Source organism: Rhodococcus sp. BE178, assembly GCF_050433545.1.
Lineage (GTDB): Bacteria > Actinomycetota > Actinomycetes > Mycobacteriales > Mycobacteriaceae > Prescottella.
Genome location: NZ_JBNPXA010000014.1, coordinates 49,151 through 67,541, shown reverse-complemented (window position 1 = coordinate 67,541; position 18,391 = coordinate 49,151). Strand labels below are relative to the sequence as shown.

Below are 18,391 nucleotides of genomic sequence, written 5' to 3'. Positions count from 1 at the left end.
CGAACGTCGGACTGGCCGTGATCCGTCGGGCCACCCCCGACGACGTCGCGGCGATCACCGGGCTGATCTACGAACTCGCCGAGTACGAGAAGGCCCGGCACGAGTGCACGGTGATTCCGGAGCAGATCGAGACGGCCCTCTTCGGACCCGAGCCCGCGGTCTTCGCGCACGTCGTCGAGGTTCCGGGCGACGATGCGCAGGCCCCCACGATCGTCGGGACGGCGCTGTGGTTCCGCAACTTCTCGACCTGGGACGGCGTGCACGGGATCTATCTGGAGGACCTGTACGTCACCCCCGAACACCGTGGCGCGGGGTACGGAAAGGCGCTGCTGGCGACGCTCGCCGACGAATGCGTGGCCAAGGGCTATACGCGGCTGGCCTGGTCGGTGCTGAACTGGAACACACCGTCGATCGGGTTCTACGAGGCGCTGGGTGCGGTGGCGCAGGACGAGTGGACCACGTACCGGCTCAGCGGCGAGGCGCTGGCCGCGCTGGCGACTCAGGCGCCGTAGCGGCCGGGCCTAGTACTCGTCGGGCGCGCCGTATCCCTCGGCCACCCACCGCGACGTGCTGTTCCAGAACAGCAGCACCAGAGCGGCGAGCACCACCGCACCCAACAGGATTCCCCAGACCACCCGGTGCGAGGTGAACACGTACCACGTGACGGGCAGCAACAGCAGCTGCGCCATGACACCGATCGTGCGTCCCCAGCGGTGACCGCCGAGCAGCCCGATACCCGCCGCCAGGACGGCCCCACCGAGAATCGCGAACCACGCGGCCGTGCCGTATCCACTGGTCATGCTCTGGTCGGCGCCCAACAAGCCACGGACGACCAGGACGATCGCGACACCGACTGCGGCACCGCCCTCGAGGGTCACCAGGGCGCCGGCCCCACGGACCGTGGTGGGAGTCGGAGCGGGAGCAGGCTGGTTCGACACGCAGCCAGCCTAGAACACGGGCAGAACCCGGCTAGGCTGATGCCCCGTGCGTGCGCTGCTGATCGTCAATCCCAACGCCACCTCGACCACGCCCGCGGGGCGCGACCTCCTCGCGCACGCGCTGTCGAGCCGGGTGCGGCTGACCGTCGCCCACACCACGCACCGCGGTCATGCCGCGGAACTGGCGGCGCAGGCCCGCACCGACGGCATCGCGCTGATCATCGTGCACGGCGGCGACGGCACCGTGAACGAGGTCGTCAACGGCCTGCTCGGCGCGCCCCATCCCCGGACGATGCGGTCCGTTCCCATCGGTCCCATTCCGCTGATCGCCGTCGTCCCGGGCGGCTCGGCCAATGTGTTCGCCCGGTCGCTCGGAATCGCGCCGGACCCCGTGGATGCGACGAACCAACTGATCGATCTGCTCGCTCTGCGCGCGCGGCGAACGATCGGTCTGGGGCACTGCGACAACCGCTGGTTCACGTTCAACGCGGGAATGGGCCTCGACGCCCAGGTGTGCGAAGCGGTGGACAACGGCCGCACGAACGGACAGGCCGTGACGCCGGGACGCTACGTTCGGCACGCCGTCCGCGCGTTCTTCCGCGCCAAGCGTGAGGAGCCGACGCTCACGGTCGAACTTCCCGATCAGGAGCCGATCGACGGCGTGCACTATGCGTTCGTGTCGAACTCGACTCCGTGGACCTATCTGAACAAGCGCGAGGTGCACACGAACCCGGGAACGAGCTTCGAAGCGGGTCTCGGGCTCTTCGCGATGCGGACGACGGGAGTCTTTGCCAGTCTTCGCGTCGTTCGTCAACTACTTTCGGCCGGATTATCGCCGAAATCACATTCATTGATTCGATTCGATGATGTGGCGCAAATCCGTATCCGCGCAACTACACCGATCGGCCTCCAAATGGACGGCGACTATATCGGCATGCGAAGCGACGTGACATTCGTCGCGGTCCCCGATGCGCTCGACGTCGTCGCACCGCAGGCGCACTGACTCCACCGCCACTCGCCGGCGATACCCCCCCGGAGGGCCCGATCCCGCCGATCCCACTGATTCGAACGCCCGATTGAGCCTGATCCAACGCTCGATCAGTCACGATCGGGGACTGAAATGTCCTGATGGGGTGCACAAAGCCCCAGGTGGGTGTACAAAGGATGCGGAGCCGGGCAGGGCAGCCTAACCGAGTGAGCTTCCCCACGGTGCAGTCGATATCTATTGACTTCCCCCGCGTTCGTGAAAGCATTCACAAGTAACAGTGCTGAAACAACCAAGTAAGCACCCATGAACTTGTAAATACATTACGGTGCATGGCGCACCCAGTTAAGGAGTAGAAAGATGGACTGGCGCCACAACGCAATCTGTCGCGACGAGGATCCCGAACTGTTCTTCCCGGTGGGAAACAGTGGCCCGGCTCTCGCGCAGATCGCTGATGCCAAGGTGGTGTGCAACCGGTGCCCCGTGACCGCGGAGTGCCTGTCCTGGGCCCTCGAGTCCGGCCAGGACGCGGGCGTCTGGGGCGGCATGAGCGAGGACGAGCGTCGCGCACTCAAGCGCCGCAACGCCCGCACCCGCGCGCGCACCGCAGTCTAGTCTCGACCGAGACGAAGGCCCGGCACCTACCAGGTGCCGGGCCTTCGTCTTTCGTGGTCCGAACGTAGTACCAGACGGTCGGAGACTGCGAAACGTCAGAGGCGGTGCGCCCGCCGACCCAGCGGCACCCGGAGCACGGCGTCGGTGCCGCCGCCCGGGCACGGATGCAGCCCCAGCGATCCACCGAGTTCGGCGTCGACCAGCGTCCGCACGATCTGCAGTCCCAGCCGATCGGACTTCTCCAGGCTGAAACCGTCGGGCAGGCCCCGACCGTCGTCGTGGATGACGACGTCGAGCCAGCGGGCCGAACGATCCGCACGCAGGTACACCGTGCCGGACTCGCCGGGCTCGAAGGCGTGCTCGATCGCGTTCTGCACCAATTCGGTCAACACCATCACCAGCGGGGTCGCGCGCTCGGCGGAGAATACGCCGAGACTGCCCTCGCGCTGGATCTTGATCGGCATGTTGACCGACGCGACGTCGGCGAGGATCGGCACGAGGCGATCGACGACCTCGTCGAGGTCGACTTCCTCGTCGACCGACATCGACAGCGTCTCGTGGACCAACGCGATCGACGTCACGCGTCGGACCGACTCGCTGAGCGCCTGTCGCGCCTCCTCGTTGTCGGTGCGGCGGGCCTGCAGGCGCAGCAGCGCCGCGACGGTCTGCAAATTGTTCTTCACGCGATGATGGATCTCGCGGATCGTCGCGTCCTTGCTGAGCAGGGCGCGATCGCGGCGCTTGACCTCGGTGACGTCGCGGATCACGACGGCGGCACCCACCACCTTGCCGTGCGGCTTGAGGACCAGAGCCCGCAGCAACACGGTCGCGCCGCGGGCCTCGATCTCCATCCGGTGTCCGAGGCGGCCGGCGAGTGTTCCGCTGATGTAGTCGGCCACTTCCTGCGACTCGAAGGGGTCGGTGATGAGCGAGTGGGTCGTGGACGCCAGGTCCTGACCCATCAGGTCGCTGTTCAACCCCATGCGGTGGTACGCGGAGAGCGCGTTCGGGCTCGCGTACACGACCCGCCCCTCGGGGTCGAGACGAATGAAGCCGTCTCCCGCTCGGGGGCTCGAGTTGGTGTCCGAGCGTGTCTCGGGATTGGGGAACGTCCCCTCACTGATCATCTGGCACAGGTCTGCAGCGCAGTCCAGGTACGCGATCTCGAGGGGACTCTGGGCGCGCTGCTGCGCAAGATTGGTGTCCCGGCTCAGGACCGCGATGACCTCGCCGCCACAGCGCACCGGAACCGCCTCCCGACGCAACGGGGTGCCGCCGCGCCACGAGTGGTCGACCTCGGTGACGATCTCGCCGTCGACGAGCGCCTTGAGGACCTGGGGATGTTCGGACTCGGAGACCACGGATCCGACGGCATCGTCCGGGAAGGCCGTCGACGCGGTCGTGGGGCGGCACTGCGCGACGCACACGACGGTGCCGGGATCGGCGCCCACCGAGCCGGTCTGGTCGTCGGGCCGCTCGGTCGCCACCCACAGCAGGACGTCGGCGAAGGACAGATCCGCGAGTAGCTGCCATTCGCCCACAACCTGCTGCAGGTGATCGACCGCGCTGCCGGGAAGATCGGTGTGCTCGGCGAGCAGGTCGCTCAGTGTCGACATGTGCCAGGCTCCGAATCGTCTCTCGGGTTCAGCTGATGGTGGCGATCAGGTCGCCCTGCTGGATGACATCGCCGACACTCACATCGACGGACGTCACCTTGCCGGCCACCTCGGCCAGAACGGGGATTTCCATCTTCATCGACTCGAGAATCACGAGGGTGTCGCCCTCGGTCACCTCTTCGCCTGCACTGACAACGACCTGGTAGACGGTCGAAACCATTTCGGCGCGCACATCTTCTGCCACCTGGCACCTCACTGTTCGTGGACGGTCGCGGACCAGCCAATGGAACCACAGCCAATCACACGTGAAACACTAGGACGAACTCGAGTTCGAACACAGAAGGAGCTACTCATGGGTAAGCGTGGTCGTAAGAAGCGCAGCCGCAAGGGCAACGCCGCCAATCACGGCAAGCGTCCCAATGCCTGAGACGCGTTGACAGACGAATCAGGGGCCGGCAAGCACACCGCTTGCCGGCCCCTGATCCGTTCCGGGCACCGGCCCGGGTCGTTCGTCTAGTCGTCCGACTCGCGGTCGCCGACGAGTTCGGTCCCGGTGATGATCACGGTGCGCCGGATCTCGAACGAGAGCCTCTCCCGCAGCCCGTCCGGGGCGTGCTCGCCCCCACACTTGCGGCCGATCAGGCTCTTGACCTTCTCCTCGATGCCGTACGCCTCGAAACACGCACCGCAGTTCTCCAGATGCCGCTGGATCCTCTCGCGCGAGTTCTCGTCGCACTCGCTGTCGAGCAGCAACCACACATCCGCGATCACCGCCGAGCAATCCAACTGCTCGAATTCGTTCTCCCCGGTCACCGAGTAACCTCCTGCTCCGCTGTTCCGCTGCGCTCGGCGCGGTTGAATCCACGTTCGCGAGCGACGTCCGCGAGGAGGCCGCGCAACTGCTTGCGCCCACGGTGCAGGCGCGACATCACGGTGCCGATCGGCGTGCCCATGATCTCCGCGATCTCCTTGTACGGGAATCCCTCGACGTCGGCGTAGTACACCGCCATGCGGAACTCCTCGGGGAGCTCCTGCAGTGCCGCCTTGATGTCGTCGTCGGGCAGCGCGTCGAGTGCCTCGACCTCCGCCGACCGCAGACCCGTCGACGTGTGTTCGGCCGTCGCGGCGAGCTGCCAGTCGGTGATCTCGTCGGTCGGGTACTGCGCCGGCTGACGCTGCTTCTTGCGGTAGGAGTTGATGTAGGTGTTGGTGAGGATCCGGTACAGCCAGGCCTTGAGGTTCGTTCCGGCCTTGAAGGAACGGAACGCCGAGTAGGCCTTGATGTAGGTCTCCTGTACCAGGTCCTCCGCGTCGGCCGGGTTGCGCGTCATCCGCAGCGCGGCGCCGTACAGCTGATCGAGGAGCGGGAGCGCGTCACGCTCGAACCGCTCGACCAGCGCGGCATCGGACTCTGGACCGTCACCCGCGGGGTCGGTCGGGGTGTCGGGTTCGTTCTCGGGGTCGTGATCGTCGAGCACGCTGATCCCTTCGCTTGCCGTAGGGGTCAAGGCTACCGCCAACCCTGCCGCGATTCCCGGACGCGCCGACTTCGTCGCGGTCTCCGAACGAGCCCGCTCCGCGCACAACACCGCCACCGGCCACTCCCTTCGCTGATGCAGCTTCTCGGCAGGTTTCAACAGCGCGGGGACGCGGTGTGTTCCCGAGTCGTGATCGCGGCGAGATAGCGCGAGACGCGGAGTCTTAGAGTTGTCGCCATGGCCGGAACTTCGACCCCCGCAACCAAGCTGCTCGACAAGGAGAAGGTCGCGCACCGGATCCACAGCTACGACCACGACGCCCGCGCCGCGTCGTTCGGCGACGAGGCCGTCGATTCGCTCGCCGATCATCTCGGGGTGGAGCCCGCGCAGATCTTCAAGACGCTGGTCGTCAAGACCGAGTCCGGAAAACTCGCGGTCGCAGTGCTGCCCGTGCCGTCGAAGCTGTCGTTGAAGGCGGCCGCGGCAGCGGTGGGCGCGGGCAAGGCCGTCATGGCGCCGCAGGCCGACGCCGAACGCTCCACCGGCTACGTCCTCGGCGGCATCTCCCCGCTCGGCCAGCGCAAGCGGCTGCCGACGGTGATCGACGCGTCGGCGCTGACGTGGGATCGGGTGCTGTGCAGTGCGGGCCGCCGTGGCCTCGAGATCGAGGTGGCGCCGCAGGATCTGGTGCGGTTGTCGGGTGCGGTGGTCGCGGAGATAACGGCCGGCTGACGGAATGAGACGGCCTCGCACCGTTGTTCCACCCATGACGTGTCTCCACGAATGAAAGCCGGTGTCCCCGTGACGGTCCCTCTCTCCATTCCCCTCTCGATCCTCGACCTGGCCCAGATCGGCACGGGCGAGACTGCGGGAGACAGCTTCCGGGCCAGCGTCGAGATGGCGCGGAACGCGGAGCGGTGGGGCTACAGCCGCATCTGGTACGCCGAGCACCACAACATGCCGTCGATCGCGTCGTCGGCGACGAGCGTGCTGATCGCGCACGTCGCTGCGCACACCGAGCGGATCAGGCTCGGTGCGGGCGGCATCATGCTGCCCAACCATGCGCCGCTGACCATCGCCGAGCAGTTCGGCACGCTCGCCGAGCTGCACCCCGGCCGCATCGACCTGGGCCTGGGCCGCGCGCCGGGCAGCGACCAGCAGACCATGCGGGCGCTGCGCCGCGACCCCGGTTCGGCGGAGTCGTTCCCGCAGGACGTGCTCGAGCTGCAGGGCTACCTGACCGGGCCGTCACGGGTGCCCGGCATCGAGGCGACGCCCGGCAAGGGCACGGAGGTGCCGCTCTACATCCTGGGATCCTCGCTGTTCGGCGCCCGGCTGGCCGCCGCACTGGGCCTGCCGTACGCGTTCGCGTCGCACTTCGCGCCCAACGCCCTGATGGACGCGATCGCGATCTACCGACGCGAATTCAGGCCGTCGGCGCAACTCGCGCAGCCGCACGTGATCGCGGCCGTCAACGTGATCGCCGCGGACACCGACGAGGAGGCGCAGCGGCTGTTCCTCGAGACCAAGCGCAAGCGGGTCGGGCTGTTCGTCGGCCGCGGCCGCACGTTCACGCCGGAGGAGGCCGACATGATCCTCGAGTCGCCCGCCGGTCAGCAGGTGCTCGCGATGGTGCGTTACTCCGCCGTCGGCACCCCGGACACCGTGCACGACTACCTGGGCCGGTTCGCCGAACAGACCGGCGCGGACGAGCTGATGGTGGTCTCCTCGGCCAGCGCGCGCGATGCCTGGATGCGCTCACTGGAACTGGTCGCCGACGTCACCGATCTCGCATCGCGGCAGCCCATCACAGCAGGCTGATCTGCTCCCCCGCCCGGTCGCCGGTGTCGGGGTCGAGCAGGTCCGGACCGTTGTTGCGGACGCTGTTGACCTTGGTCGAGACCCGACGGATCTCGACGGCCGCGACGGACTCGAGGCTGGGCGCGATCAGGTCGGGGTGACCGAGGCTGTCCGGATCGAGCCAGGCGTCCCAGCGATCGGGCGGCAGGATCAGCGGCATCCGGTCGTGGACGTTCGCGAGCTGGTCGACGGAATCGGTCGTGAGGATCGTGGTGCTCAGCAGCGGCGGCGACTTCGGGGCCTTCGGGTCGTGCCACACCGCCCACAGCCCCGCCATGAACAGCCGCTGCCCGTCGCCGCGGGCCATGTAGTACGGCACCTTCACGGCCTTCCCGTCCGGCGTGGGCTCGGTCTGCCACTCGTACCAGCCGTCCATCGGGACCAGGCAGCGTTTGAACCGCAGCGACGTCTTGAACGCGGCCTTCGTCGCGACGGTCTCGGAGCGGGCGTTGAACAACGGTGCGCCCTTACCCGGCTCGGTCGCGTACGACGGGACCAGACCCCAGCGCATGCGCCGGATCCTCCGGGTCGCCGGACTGTCGGGGTCCTCGCGGTCGTGTCGGGCGACGACGGTGAGCACCTGCGTCGTGGGCGCAACGTTGTAGTCGGCGGACTCGGGGCCGTCCGACTCCCCGGTCTCGTTGATCGCGTCGAGCTCCACCGCGAGCGTCGCCGGGTTCGCCGTCGTCGCGTACCTGCCGCACATGTCTGCCGCACTCCTCGTCGCCGTCGACCCTGTCGGGTGTGACCGTCCGCTCCCCATGCTGGCACGGTTGCCACGCGCCGCCCACCCATAGGCGAAGATGGACGGGTGAGTCGTGAGAGCCTGTGGACAGCGCCCCGTGCCGAAGCCCCCGTGGATGCGTCCGTGACGCTGCCCGGATCCAAGTCGATCACCAACCGCGCCCTCATTCTCGCGGCGCTCGCGTCCGGGCCCTCCACGATCACCGGCGCGCTGCGCAGCCGCGACACCGATCTGATGATCCAGGGCCTGCAGGCCCTCGGCGTGTCGATCACCGCGACGCCCGACGCCGCGACCGGCACCACCCTGCGTGTCGTCCCCGGTCCGATGACCGGCGGCAGCATCGACTGCGGCCTCGCCGGCACCGTGATGCGGTTCCTGCCCCCGGTCGCCGCGCTCGCCGCCGGCACGGTCGCGATCGACGGGGACGAGCAGGCCCGCACGCGGCCGCTCGGCACCATCCTCGACGCCCTGCGCGGCCTGGGTGCCGACATCGACGGGGACGCGTTGCCGTTCACCGTCCAGGGCCACGGCGGTCTGCGCGGCGGCACGGTCACGATCGACGCGTCCGGTTCGTCGCAGTTCGTGTCCGGCCTGCTGCTGTCGGCTGCCCGCTTCGACGAGGGCGTCACCGTCCGCCACCAGGGCGGTCCGCTGCCGTCGATGCCGCACATCGACATGACCGTCGAGATGCTGCGTGAGGCCGGCGTGACCGTGCTGACGCCCGGCGAGAGCGGCGACGCCCACACGTGGAAGGTACTGCCGGGCACGGTCGATCCGGTGGACTGGGTGATCGAGCCCGACCTGTCCAACGCGACGCCGTTCCTCGCCGCGGCCGCCGTCACCGGCGGCACCGTGCGGGTGCCGTTGTGGCCGTCGCGCACCACCCAGCCGGGTGACGCGATCCGCGGCATCCTCACCGACATGGGCGCTGAGGTGAGCCTCTCGGAAGGCACCGCCGGCGTCCTCACTGTGACCGGCCCGAAGTCGTTGCGCGGCATCGACATCGACCTGCACGACATCGGCGAACTCACCCCCACGGTCGCGGCCCTCGCCGCGCTCGCGGACGGCCCGTCGGTCCTGCGCGGCATCGCGCACCTGCGTGGCCACGAGACGGACCGACTGGCCGCGCTGGCCACCGAGATCAACAAGCTCGGCGGTGCGGTCACCGAGACCGACGACGGCCTGCGCATCGAGCCCCGGCCGCTGCACGGCGCCCAGTGGCATTCGTACGCGGACCACCGCATGGCCACGGCAGGCGCGATCGTCGGACTCGTGGTCGACGACGTCCGTATCGAGGACGTGGGCACCACCGCGAAGACCCTGCCCGGCTTCGAGAACCTCTGGGCCGCAATGCTGGACGCGGCAGAATCGACGTCGGGGTCCGCCGAGCAGGGAGCACTGTCCTGAGCCGCCGGCAGTACGACGAGTCCGACGTCCGGATCCGCCCGGGCAAGGGCACCCGCCCGCGGACCAAGACCCGGCCGGAGCACGCCAGCGCCGAGGAAGCCATGGTGGTCTCCGTCGACCGCGGCCGGTGGGGATGTGTGCTCGACGGCGATCCGGACCGGCCGGTGGTCACGATGCGGGCCCGCGAACTGGGCCGCACGCCGATCGTCGTCGGCGATCAGGTGAGCGTCGTCGGCGACCTGTCGGGCAAGCCGGACACCCTCGCCCGCATCGTGCGCGTGGCCGAACGCAAGACCGTCCTGCGGCGCACTGCCGACGACACCGACCCGTACGAGCGGATCGTCGTCGCGAACGCGGCGCAGCTGCTGATCGTTGTCGCGCTGGCCGATCCGCCGCCGCGCACCGGTTTCGTCGAGCGGGCTCTCGTCGCCGCGTACGTCGGCGGCCTGAAACCGATCCTGTGCCTCACCAAGAGCGACCTGGCCACGCCCGACGAGTTCGCCGCGACGTTCGCCGACCTGGACATCCCGGTCGTCGTGGCCGGGCGGGACGATCCGATCGAACCGGTGACGGAGATCCTCACGGGCAAGGTGACGGCGCTCATCGGTCACTCCGGCGTCGGGAAGTCGACCATGGTCAATCGCCTCGTCCCGGACGCGGATCGGGCGACGGGCGTCGTGTCCGGCGTCGGCAAGGGCCGGCACACGTCGACGCAGTCGGTGGCGCTGCCCCTGCCCAGCGGCGGCTGGGTGGTCGACACCCCCGGCATCCGGTCGTTCGGCCTCGCGCACATCTCCCCCGAGAACGTCGTCAGCGCGTTCACCGATCTCGCGGCCGCCGCCGAGGACTGCCCTCGCGGCTGCACCCACCTGGGTCCCCCGGCCGACCCCGAATGCGCGCTGGACACGCTCACCGGCAAGTCCGCGGGCCGCGTCGAGGCGGTGCGCCACCTGCTCGTCGCGCTGATGACGAACGAGTCCTGGGCCTGAGAAGCGCCTACGACGCCGACGCCCCCTGCGCCCGCGCCGCGAGGACGCGGTACTCGTCCTCGGTGATGGCCCCGGAGTCGAGGAGCGACCGCGCCGTGGCCAGCTGCTCGTCCGTCGATGTCCCGGCCACATCCCTGATGTACTCGGTCTCGGCCTGCAGGTACTGCCGTTCGGCGACTGCCGCGCGCTCCGCCATGGCCGGGCCCCGAACGATCAGGTACACGCAGGCCGCGATGACCGGCAGGACGAACAGCAGGAATACCCACAGCGCCTTCATCCATCCCGACATGCGATGGTCCCGAAACAGGTCGGCGAAGATCATGAAGAGAACCATCAGGTACGCCGCGAACGCGAAACATGCGAAGACCAGCCAGAAGTAGTCCCAGAATGAGTCCATTGTCCGCTCCGTTCACGAGACGATGTCGAACAGGCTCTCCGTCACCACTCTCCCACCGCGGGTGACCCACGGTCCAGGAAACGGTCCACAACACCGCTGTGGCCCGCACCGATTCGGTGCGGGCCACAGCGGCAGTCCGGGTCGGAGAGCGATCTCTAGCGCGACAGCAGCGCGCGCAGGCCGCGACGCTTCCTCGACGCCTTGATGGCCGAGTGCAGTCCGCGACGGCGACCGGTGAGCGGGTCGACGGTGGGGACGGCGTTGCCGCCGAACTTGCGCTCCGACGCCGTCTCGGGCGCGTCATCGGACGTGTCCTTGAGGTACTTGTTCGGCAGCGACAGCTTGGCGATGGTGCGCCACGACTTGAGGTACTGCACCGGCAGCGGGCCGGTGGTGTACGGGAGGTCGTACTTCTCGCACAGCGCCCGCACCTTGACCGCGATCTCGGCGTACCGGTTGGACGGCAGGTCCGGGTAGATGTGGTGCTCGATCTGGTAGCTGAGGTTGCCGGTCATGAAGTCCATGACGGGACCGCCGGAGATGTTGGCGCTGCCGAGCATCTGCCGCAGGTACCACTCGGCCTTCGTCTCCTTGTCGACGTCGGCCTTCGTGAACTTCTCGGCGCCGTCAGGGAAGTGCCCGCAGAAGATCACCGCGTTGGTCCACAGGTTGCGGATGACGCCGGCCGTGAGGTTCGCGGTGAGGGTCGTCTTCCATGCCTTCCCGGTGAGGGCCGGGTAGATCACGTAGTCCTTGACGGCCTGCTTGGCGATCTTGGCGCCGACCTCTTTCGCGTTCCGCTTGGTGAGCTCGCGGTCGTCGCGTCCGGCCGCGACCTTCCCGAGCTCGAGCAGCTGGATCGCGATGCCGTACTCGAACAGGAGCGCGAGGATCGCATTGTACGCGAGGTTGCCGTAGTTGAACGGCTTCCAGCGCTGGTCGCGGGTGACGCGCAGCAGGCCGTAGCCCACGTCGTCGTCCATGCCCAGGATGTTCGTGTACTTGTGGTGCAGGTAGTTGTGGGTCTGCTTCCAGTGCGCCGACGGGTCGGCGTTGTCCCACTCCCAGCTCGAGGAGTGGACTTCCGGATCGTTCATCCAGTCCCACTGCCCGTGCATCACGTTGTGCCCGAGCTCCATGTTCTCGATGATCTTCGCGACGCCCAGCATGCCGGCACCGAGCACCCACAGGGGACGCTTGCGGCTGCCGAACAACACTGCGCGCCCGCCGATCTCGAGTCCACGCTGCAGTCGGATGGTATTACGGATGTAGCGCGCATCGCGCTCGCCACGGGAGTCCTCGACATCGCGACGGATCGCGTCGAGTTCGCGACCGAGCGCCTCGACGTCCGCATCCGTCAGATGCGCGTACTCCTTGATGTCGGTAATCGCCACGAGGCCTACCGTACCGTAAGTTACGAGACCGTAGGTTAACGCGAAGTGACTGTGAGGTAGATCACTTTCGTCGCTTTGCGCGACGCCGCCCCACCCGCGCCTCGGCATGAGCACGCAGCGCCGACAGCAGGCCACGGTGCTGCCCGGTCTCCTCGTCGACCCGCAGCGCCTCGGCGATCCGCGAGCCGCTGAGCCGGAACTTGTGCTCCGACGACGTCTCCGGTGCATCGTCCGATGTCCGCTTGAGGAAACGATCCGGCAACGCGAGCTTGTGGATCGTGCGCAGTGCCAGGAGGTACTGACGGCTGAGCGGACCGGAGGTGTACGGCAGGTCGTACTTGTTGCACAGCGCCCGCACCCGCACCGCGATCTCGGAGTACCGGTTGGACGGCAGGTCCGGGAACAGGTGGTGTTCGATCTGATAGCTCAGGTTGCCGGTCATGAACGCCATCACCGGACCGGCGTCGATGTTGGCGCTGCCGAGCATCTGCCTCAGGTACCACTGCGCCCGCGTCTCGTTCTCGAACTGTTCGACGGTGAACTTCTCGGCGCCGTCCGGGAAGTGCCCGCAGAAGATCACCGCGTACGCCCACAAATTGCGCAGGAAGTTCGCGGTCGTGTTCGCGGCAAGGGTGTGCTTCCACGCCCGACCCGTCAGCGCGGGGAACAGCACGAAATCCTTGCCGACCTGACGGACGATCTTGACCGCGAACTGCTTGTTCGGTCCCGAATTCCAATGCTCGGGGTCGACGCCCTCGAGTTCCTTCTGCGCCGACAGGTCGTGCAGCGCAATGCCCCACTCGAACGTCGCCGCCAGGATCACGTTCGCGATCGGCTGCAGCAGGTTGATCGGGCGCCACTTCTCGTCGCGCGTCATCCGGAGGATGCCGAATCCCACGTCGTCGTCCATGCCCACGATGTTGGTGTACGTGTGGTGGGTGTAGTTGTGTGCGCGCTTCCAGTGTTCCGAGGGACCCGTCATGTCCCACTCCCACGTCGTGGAGTGGATCTCCGGATCGTTCATCCAGTCCCACTGGCCGTGGGTGACGTTGTGCCCGAGTTCCATGTTCTCGATGCACTTGGCGAGCGTGAGCAGCGTCGTCCCCACCACCCAGGCCGGCCGATGACGGCTGCCGAACAGGACCGCCCGTCCGCCCAGCTCGAGGGAACGCTGCAGCCGGATCGTGCTCCGAATGTAGCGGGCATCCCGTACGCCCCGAGACTCCTCGACATCGCGACGAATCGCATCCAATTCTCGCCCGAGGGCTTCGATATCGGCGTCGGTGAGGTGGGCGAACTCTTTGATGTCCGTGATGGCCACCGAGGTCCTCCGTTGGATATATAGATCAGATCACCGGCGTCGGCCATCGACGCAAGGCACTGGGTACCGCACAGGCACTGGGTACAACGATACGGGAAACCGGACACCTGTCGGCCCGGCTGCCGTCCGGATCACACGAGACCTCAGACCTCGAGCGTGCAATCGCCGGCCGCGGCCGAGATGCAGGTCTGGATGCGCTCCCCCTCGGCATGTTCCTTACCGTTGCGCAGGTCCACGGCGTGACCCGATGCGAGCGGGACCACGCAGGTCTGGCAGATACCCATGCGGCAGCCGAACGGCATCAGCACGCCGGCCTTCTCGCCCGCCTCGAGCAGTGTGGTGGCGCCGTCCACCTCGATCGACTTCTCCGACCGGTCGAACGTGACGGTGCCGCCCTCGCCGGACAGATCGGCCCGGGACACGGCGAACCGCTCCAGGTGCAGGTTCGGCGTGATGCCCTCCTGCTCCCAGGTCTTCTCGATGTCATCGAGCATCCCGAGGGGCCCACACGCCCACGTCTGTCGCTCGCGCCAGTCCGGGCACACCTCGTCCAGCTCGGACAGCGCGAACTTGCCCTCGGACCGCGTGTGCCGGACGTGGCAACCGAACGACGGGTAGTCCTTCTGCAGCTCCGCGAGCTCGTCGCCGAACATGACCGCGTCCTCGGTGGGTGCCGAGTGGATGTGGACGACGTCGGGCAGTTCCCCGCGCCGGCTCATCGTCCGCAGCATCGACATCACCGGGGTGATGCCACTGCCCGCGGTGAGGAACAGGATCTTCTCCGGCGGCGGCTCCGGCAACGCGAAGTTTCCGGTCGGCGCGGCCAGGCGCACGATCGTCCCCGACGGCACACCCGTCACCAGGTGACTCGACAGGAAGCCCTCGGGCATCGCCTTCACGGTGATCGAGATCAGCTTGTGGTCGACGTTGGGAGCCGACGTGAGCGAGTAGGACCGCCAGTGCCACCGTCCGTCAACGTGGATGCCGATGCCGACGTACTGACCGGGCTGGTATGCGAAGTCGAAGCCCCACCCCGGCTTGATCACCAGCGTCGCCGAATCGGCCGTCTCGGGCCGGACCTCGACGATACGTCCGCGCAGTTCACGCGCGGACCACAAGGGGTTCACCAGGTGCAGGTAGTCGTCGGGAAGCAACGGCGTGGTCAACCGGGTGACGGCACCGCGCACCACGTTCGCCACGGACCGGTTCGAGCCCGCGACCCTTGCCGCCGGCGCCTCGATCCAGCTCTTCAGTCCCATCCGACCTCCATCTCGCACTTCGCGCGTACGGCCAGCGTAGGGCATGAGGCTACGGTGGCGTAAGTTACGGCCGAGTAGTAAGGCGCGCTAACGACTCGTCGGGCGGGTCCGCCGCCGGTCAGAGTAGCTCGAGCAGGAACGGCAACTCCTGCGTCGCGTACCACGCGAGCTCGTGATCCTCTGCGTCGCCGAGCACGAACTCCGCGTCCGGGTCGCCGAGATCGGCAGCGTCGACCACCTGCGCGGCCTTCGCGATGTCGGACTCCGCCTCCGCCAGATCGACGTGCACCGACGCGACCTGGGACAGCGTGAGAACGTCGGCCAGACGGACCACCGCGTCGTCGAGATCGGGGCGCAGCTTGACGTCGTCGACGTCGGCCGCGATCACCGCGCGGCGCGACATGGGCGCGACCTCACCAGCCTCGCCGCCGTCACCGCCCTCGCCCTCGTCCTCGTCCGGCGTGGCGGCCGCGATCAACCGCAGCGATGCCCGCGCGGCCTCCGCCATCGCCACCTCGGCGAGCTCCTCGTCGTCGCCGGAGTTGTACGCCTCCCGCAGTGCCGGCGTGACCGCGAACGCGGTCCGGCTCACCGGGGAGAACTCCCGCTCGGCAACCAGTTGCCGCAGCATCGGGATGGTCGCGGGAATGTAGACCCTCACGCCCGACCTCCGGTCACTTGCGTCCGTACCGACCGCGATTCCGACTCAGCCACTGGCTTCCACCAACTCCTCGAGAGACTCGTGCAACGACGCGGCGACCACATCCACGTCGGCCATGGCGTCGCGATCCGCATTCAAACCGTAGTAGACGTGGCCGTCGTACGACGTCAACGCAATGCTCAGGGTCTGATTCTTCAGCAGCGGCGACACGGGATACATCTCGACCATCCGCATCCCGGCCAGATAGAGCGGGATCTGCGGTCCCGGCGCGTTGGTGACCATGAGGTTGAACATCCGCTGCGACAGGCTGCTCGCCGCCCGGGCGCCGCGGGCGTGCAGGGACGCGGGCGCGAACCCGGACAACCGGATCATCGTCCGGGCCGTCACCGGCCGACTCTGCCGCCCGAACGCCTCCGTCGCGTGCGCGACGTGTGAGAGCCGGACGACCGGATTGGGCTCACCGACCGGCAGATCCACCAGGAACGACGACGTCCGACCGTGCGGCGCACCGACCTCGCCGTCGTCGCACACGTCGATCACGCTCGCACCGTTGGTACCCGGTCGCGCCTCGCAGATGGACATCGGGGCCAGCACGCGCAGGGTGGTGGCCTCCGATACCGGCTCACCGCGGGCCAGGAGCCAATTCCGCATCGCACCCGCGACCACGGTCAGGACCACGTCGTTGATCGAGCATCCGTAGCGGGCGCGGATCCTGCGGTAGCGCTCGAGATCGGTGCGCGCCACGGCGAACCGGCGGTTGCGGGAGATCGGGGCGTTCAGCGGGCTCGACGGCGCCGGCTGCGCCGCCGTGCGCGCCAGGGTGGCGAGCTTGCCGACCACGTCGACCGCCTCGTCCACTACCGATGCCATGTCCCCCAACGTCATTCGCAGGGTTGCAAACCCATCGCCGGGCCGGGAGACGAGTTGGGCGAGGGCCGCGGCGACCAGCGCCGGCTCCCCCGGCGCCGGCTCCGGCATCCACAGATCGTCACTCGCGACCACGGGCGCGGCGTCCTCGTCGAGGATCACCTGACTCATCTCGAGGGCCGTCTCGCCGTCGACCAACGCCGAATGCGACTTCGTGAACACCGCACACCGGTTGTCGGCCAATCCTTCGACGACGTACATCTCCCACAGCGGCCGAGTCGTGTCCAACGGCCGCGAGACCAGTCGCGCCACCAGGTCGTGCAGCTGTTCGTCCGTTCCCGGAGACGGCACCGCGGAGCGTCGGACGTGGTAGGTGATGTCGAAGTCCGGGTCGTCGACCCACACCGGCCGGGCCAGCCCGAACGCGACCTCCCGAACCTTCTGCCGATACCGCGGCACCAGGTGCAGGCGACTCTCGATCAGCCGGAGCACGGCCTCGAACTCGAGACCCGACTCGGGTAGCTGGAGGATCGCGAGTGAACCCAGATGCATCGGCGTGTTGCTCGCGTCGAGAAAGTAGAACGACGCGTCCTGCGTCGTCAGTCTGGTCGCCCTGGCCACCTATCGCCCCCTGCCCCGGAGATCCTCGCCCGCCGGATCCCCACCGTCCGATTCCGGGCGGATTCCCGAATCGAGAAGAATCGCAATCTCTTCCACCGCCGCCGACGGGTCGACGTGGTGCACCCCCACCATGCCCGCCGCGGCCGCCGCGCGCACGTTCCCCACGAGGTCGTCGACGAAGACGCACTCGAGGGGATCGAGCCCGAGCCGAGCCGCGGTCAATTCGTAGATCCGCCGGTTCGGCTTCGCCATTCCCACGTCACCGGACAGCACGACCTCGTCCACGAACGGGCCCGCCAGGTCGCGCAGTCCCTGTGCCCCCGGACCGCCGGGATCGTTGCTGAGGATCGCGGTGCGGATTCCCCGTCGACGCGCGTCACCCACGACGCGGGCCATCAGGTCCGCGTCCGCGCCGGGACCCGCCAGCACCCCGCCGAAGTCCAACACCAGTCCGCGCACACGCTCACCCTAGAACTCGCCGCCCCCGCTGGCGACACAGGCGACACGGACGACACGGGCGACACGGGCGACACGAGTCGGACCGAAACCGATCGCGCGCACCCCCTCGCTTTTCGGAATCGAACGTGCCATGCTGTCCGCCAGATTCCGTACCTCTCCGCGGAGTCGACCTGTAGCAGCACCTGTCGACATTGCGTATCGGCTCCCGCCGCTTCCCGGCGACCGCGCGATACCGGAGAGGCCAGATCATGTCCGCACCGCACCGGTTCCTGTCCCGTGCACCGCAGTTCGAACCACCGACATCCGATGCCCCGGGCTCTTCGGCGTGCTCGCCTGCGCCGCGGTCCGCATCCGTCCGGTCCGCACAGCGCTCACCCCACGACGGCCGGTCACCACGCCGCGCGCCGTCCGCGGCACCGGATTCGGTCACGTCGCCCGACGCGCGACAGTTCGCGGAAAGCGCGCTGCGCCTGACCCTCGAGGTCCTCGACCGCCGCCGCGCCCCGGCCCAGCTGCGCTCGATCGTCACCCCGACCGTGCTGGATCTCGTCCACGCGCTCGTGCGGTCGGCCCCGGTCGGCAGCCGACTGGGTACGGCCACCCTCGCGCGCGTCCGCGTGCAACGGGTCCACGCGGCCGCGACCGAGGTGTTCGAGGCGTTCGAGGTGTTCGGCACCTACAACCGCGGCGGCCGGGTGTTCGCTGTTGCCGCGCGTATCGAACGCGGCAACAGCAGACACCCGGCCGGTTGGGCGATCACGTCACTGCGAATCGCCTGA

The 18,391-nt window shown here is 68.2% G+C and carries 22 protein-coding genes; 9 read left to right on the top strand and 13 right to left on the bottom strand.

The window, feature by feature from the left end; all coding sequences use genetic code 11:
* The first annotated feature begins 17 nt into the window (after positions 1-17).
* Positions 18-512, top strand: a complete 495-nt coding sequence (locus J2X34_RS21645) for a GNAT family N-acetyltransferase (protein WP_114722013.1) — start codon at positions 18-20, stop codon at positions 510-512.
* A 9-nt stretch (positions 513-521) separates the two neighbouring features.
* Here the strand turns inward: J2X34_RS21645 and J2X34_RS21640 are convergent, their stop codons facing one another.
* Entirely contained in the window at positions 522-938 is a 417-nt protein-coding gene (locus tag J2X34_RS21640; protein ID WP_114721949.1) for a hypothetical protein, read from the bottom strand.
* A 46-nt stretch (positions 939-984) separates the two neighbouring features.
* On the opposite strand from J2X34_RS21640, the gene J2X34_RS21635 reads away from it, so the two are divergent.
* Complete coding sequence (locus J2X34_RS21635; RefSeq protein WP_429519746.1) at positions 985-1,941, top strand: diacylglycerol/lipid kinase family protein; 957 nt, start codon at positions 985-987, stop codon at positions 1,939-1,941.
* Between the two features lie 342 nt (positions 1,942-2,283).
* Positions 2,284-2,538 carry a WhiB family transcriptional regulator gene (locus J2X34_RS21630; protein WP_031937408.1) on the top strand — a complete coding sequence of 85 codons (255 nt, stop codon included), beginning with the start codon at positions 2,284-2,286 and terminating at the stop codon, positions 2,536-2,538.
* A gap of 95 nt (positions 2,539-2,633) precedes the next feature.
* Here the strand turns inward: J2X34_RS21630 and J2X34_RS21625 are convergent, their stop codons facing one another.
* Positions 2,634-4,154, bottom strand: coding sequence for a sensor histidine kinase (locus J2X34_RS21625; protein WP_114721947.1), 1,521 nt, complete (start codon positions 4,152-4,154; stop codon positions 2,634-2,636).
* A 28-nt stretch (positions 4,155-4,182) separates the two neighbouring features.
* Positions 4,183-4,398, bottom strand: a complete 216-nt coding sequence (locus tag J2X34_RS21620) for a biotin/lipoyl-binding carrier protein (protein ID WP_114721946.1) — start codon at positions 4,396-4,398, stop codon at positions 4,183-4,185.
* A gap of 108 nt (positions 4,399-4,506) precedes the next feature.
* On the opposite strand from J2X34_RS21620, the gene J2X34_RS21615 reads away from it, so the two are divergent.
* Positions 4,507-4,581: a 50S ribosomal protein bL37 gene (locus J2X34_RS21615; protein WP_022597109.1), complete on the top strand. Its 75-nt coding sequence runs from the start codon at positions 4,507-4,509 to the stop codon at positions 4,579-4,581.
* An 86-nt stretch (positions 4,582-4,667) separates the two neighbouring features.
* Here J2X34_RS21615 and rsrA read toward each other — a convergent pair whose 3' ends face one another.
* A complete protein-coding gene (gene rsrA / locus J2X34_RS21610) occupies positions 4,668-4,967 on the bottom strand; it encodes a mycothiol system anti-sigma-R factor (RefSeq protein WP_114721945.1) in 300 nt (99 codons plus the stop codon).
* Positions 4,964-5,749, bottom strand: coding sequence for a sigma-70 family RNA polymerase sigma factor (locus J2X34_RS21605; RefSeq protein ID WP_397484709.1), 786 nt, complete (start codon positions 5,747-5,749; stop codon positions 4,964-4,966). The genes rsrA and J2X34_RS21605 overlap by 4 nt, the downstream gene beginning before the upstream one ends.
* Positions 5,750-5,869: 120 nt before the next feature.
* Between J2X34_RS21605 and ybaK the strand changes: the two genes are divergently transcribed.
* Together ybaK and J2X34_RS21595 are read left to right on the top strand one after the other, a co-directional pair.
* Positions 5,870-6,364 carry a Cys-tRNA(Pro) deacylase gene (gene ybaK, locus J2X34_RS21600; protein WP_114721944.1) on the top strand — a complete coding sequence of 165 codons (495 nt, stop codon included), beginning with the start codon at positions 5,870-5,872 and terminating at the stop codon, positions 6,362-6,364.
* A gap of 69 nt (positions 6,365-6,433) precedes the next feature.
* A complete protein-coding gene (locus tag J2X34_RS21595) occupies positions 6,434-7,453 on the top strand; it encodes an LLM class flavin-dependent oxidoreductase (protein WP_429519740.1) in 1,020 nt (339 codons plus the stop codon).
* Here J2X34_RS21595 and J2X34_RS21590 read toward each other — a convergent pair.
* Positions 7,440-8,198 carry an SOS response-associated peptidase gene (locus J2X34_RS21590; RefSeq protein WP_114721942.1) on the bottom strand — a complete coding sequence of 253 codons (759 nt, stop codon included), beginning with the start codon at positions 8,196-8,198 and terminating at the stop codon, positions 7,440-7,442. The genes J2X34_RS21595 and J2X34_RS21590 overlap by 14 nt on opposite strands.
* Positions 8,199-8,303: 105 nt before the next feature.
* Here J2X34_RS21590 and aroA point away from each other — a divergent pair, with 105 nt between their 5' ends.
* On the top strand, positions 8,304-9,644 hold the full coding sequence (aroA, locus tag J2X34_RS21585) for a 3-phosphoshikimate 1-carboxyvinyltransferase (protein WP_114721941.1): 1,341 nt from the start codon (positions 8,304-8,306) through the stop codon (positions 9,642-9,644).
* Positions 9,578-10,633, top strand: a complete 1,056-nt coding sequence (rsgA, locus tag J2X34_RS21580) for a ribosome small subunit-dependent GTPase A (protein ID WP_429519834.1) — start codon at positions 9,578-9,580, stop codon at positions 10,631-10,633. Before aroA ends, rsgA begins: the two co-directional genes overlap by 67 nt.
* Before the next feature lie 7 nt (positions 10,634-10,640).
* On the opposite strand, the gene J2X34_RS21575 is transcribed toward rsgA, so the two are convergent.
* From J2X34_RS21575 to J2X34_RS21545, 7 genes are all read right to left on the bottom strand, one after another.
* Complete coding sequence (locus J2X34_RS21575) at positions 10,641-11,030, bottom strand: SHOCT domain-containing protein (RefSeq protein ID WP_114721940.1); 390 nt, start codon at positions 11,028-11,030, stop codon at positions 10,641-10,643.
* 155 nt (positions 11,031-11,185) lie between these two features.
* On the bottom strand, positions 11,186-12,424 hold the full coding sequence (locus tag J2X34_RS21570; RefSeq protein WP_114721939.1) for a fatty acid desaturase family protein: 1,239 nt from the start codon (positions 12,422-12,424) through the stop codon (positions 11,186-11,188).
* Positions 12,425-12,485: 61 nt separating this feature from the next.
* A complete protein-coding gene (locus tag J2X34_RS21565) occupies positions 12,486-13,745 on the bottom strand; it encodes a fatty acid desaturase family protein (RefSeq protein WP_114721938.1) in 1,260 nt (419 codons plus the stop codon).
* A 143-nt stretch (positions 13,746-13,888) separates the two neighbouring features.
* Positions 13,889-15,004 (bottom strand): ferredoxin reductase, encoded by a 1,116-nt coding sequence (locus J2X34_RS21560; RefSeq protein ID WP_114721937.1) that lies wholly within the window; start codon positions 15,002-15,004, stop codon positions 13,889-13,891.
* 118 nt (positions 15,005-15,122) lie between these two features.
* A complete protein-coding gene (locus J2X34_RS21555) occupies positions 15,123-15,635 on the bottom strand; it encodes a DUF6912 family protein (RefSeq protein ID WP_181818775.1) in 513 nt (170 codons plus the stop codon).
* Positions 15,636-15,710: 75 nt separating this feature from the next.
* A complete protein-coding gene (locus tag J2X34_RS21550; RefSeq protein WP_258557885.1) occupies positions 15,711-17,084 on the bottom strand; it encodes a WS/DGAT/MGAT family O-acyltransferase in 1,374 nt (457 codons plus the stop codon).
* Between the two features lie 69 nt (positions 17,085-17,153).
* Positions 17,154-17,612 carry an HAD-IA family hydrolase gene (locus J2X34_RS21545; RefSeq protein ID WP_114721934.1) on the bottom strand — a complete coding sequence of 153 codons (459 nt, stop codon included), beginning with the start codon at positions 17,610-17,612 and terminating at the stop codon, positions 17,154-17,156.
* Between the two features lie 248 nt (positions 17,613-17,860).
* Between J2X34_RS21545 and J2X34_RS21540 the strand changes: the two genes are divergently transcribed.
* Positions 17,861-18,391: an Rv3235 family protein gene (locus tag J2X34_RS21540; RefSeq protein WP_114721933.1), complete on the top strand. Its 531-nt coding sequence runs from the start codon at positions 17,861-17,863 to the stop codon at positions 18,389-18,391.

Bases quoted from the DNA above. Each gene is read 5' to 3' on its own strand.
- J2X34_RS21540 (WP_114721933.1), top strand. From the start codon at position 17,861: ATGTCCGCACCGCACCGGTTCCTGTCCCGTGCACCGCAGTTCGAACCA.
- ybaK (WP_114721944.1), top strand. From the start codon at position 5,870: ATGGCCGGAACTTCGACCCCCGCAACCAAGCTGCTCGACAAGGAGAAG.
- J2X34_RS21590 (WP_114721942.1), bottom strand. From the start codon at position 8,198: ATGTGCGGCAGGTACGCGACGACGGCGAACCCGGCGACGCTCGCGGTG.
- J2X34_RS21560 (WP_114721937.1), bottom strand. From the start codon at position 15,004: ATGGGACTGAAGAGCTGGATCGAGGCGCCGGCGGCAAGGGTCGCGGGC.
- J2X34_RS21630 (WP_031937408.1), top strand. From the start codon at position 2,284: ATGGACTGGCGCCACAACGCAATCTGTCGCGACGAGGATCCCGAACTG.
- J2X34_RS21575 (WP_114721940.1), bottom strand. From the start codon at position 11,030: ATGGACTCATTCTGGGACTACTTCTGGCTGGTCTTCGCATGTTTCGCG.
- J2X34_RS21555 (WP_181818775.1), bottom strand. From the start codon at position 15,635: ATGCTGCGGCAACTGGTTGCCGAGCGGGAGTTCTCCCCGGTGAGCCGG.
- J2X34_RS21625 (WP_114721947.1), bottom strand. From the start codon at position 4,154: ATGTCGACACTGAGCGACCTGCTCGCCGAGCACACCGATCTTCCCGGC.
- J2X34_RS21550 (WP_258557885.1), bottom strand. From the start codon at position 17,084: ATGCATCTGGGTTCACTCGCGATCCTCCAGCTACCCGAGTCGGGTCTC.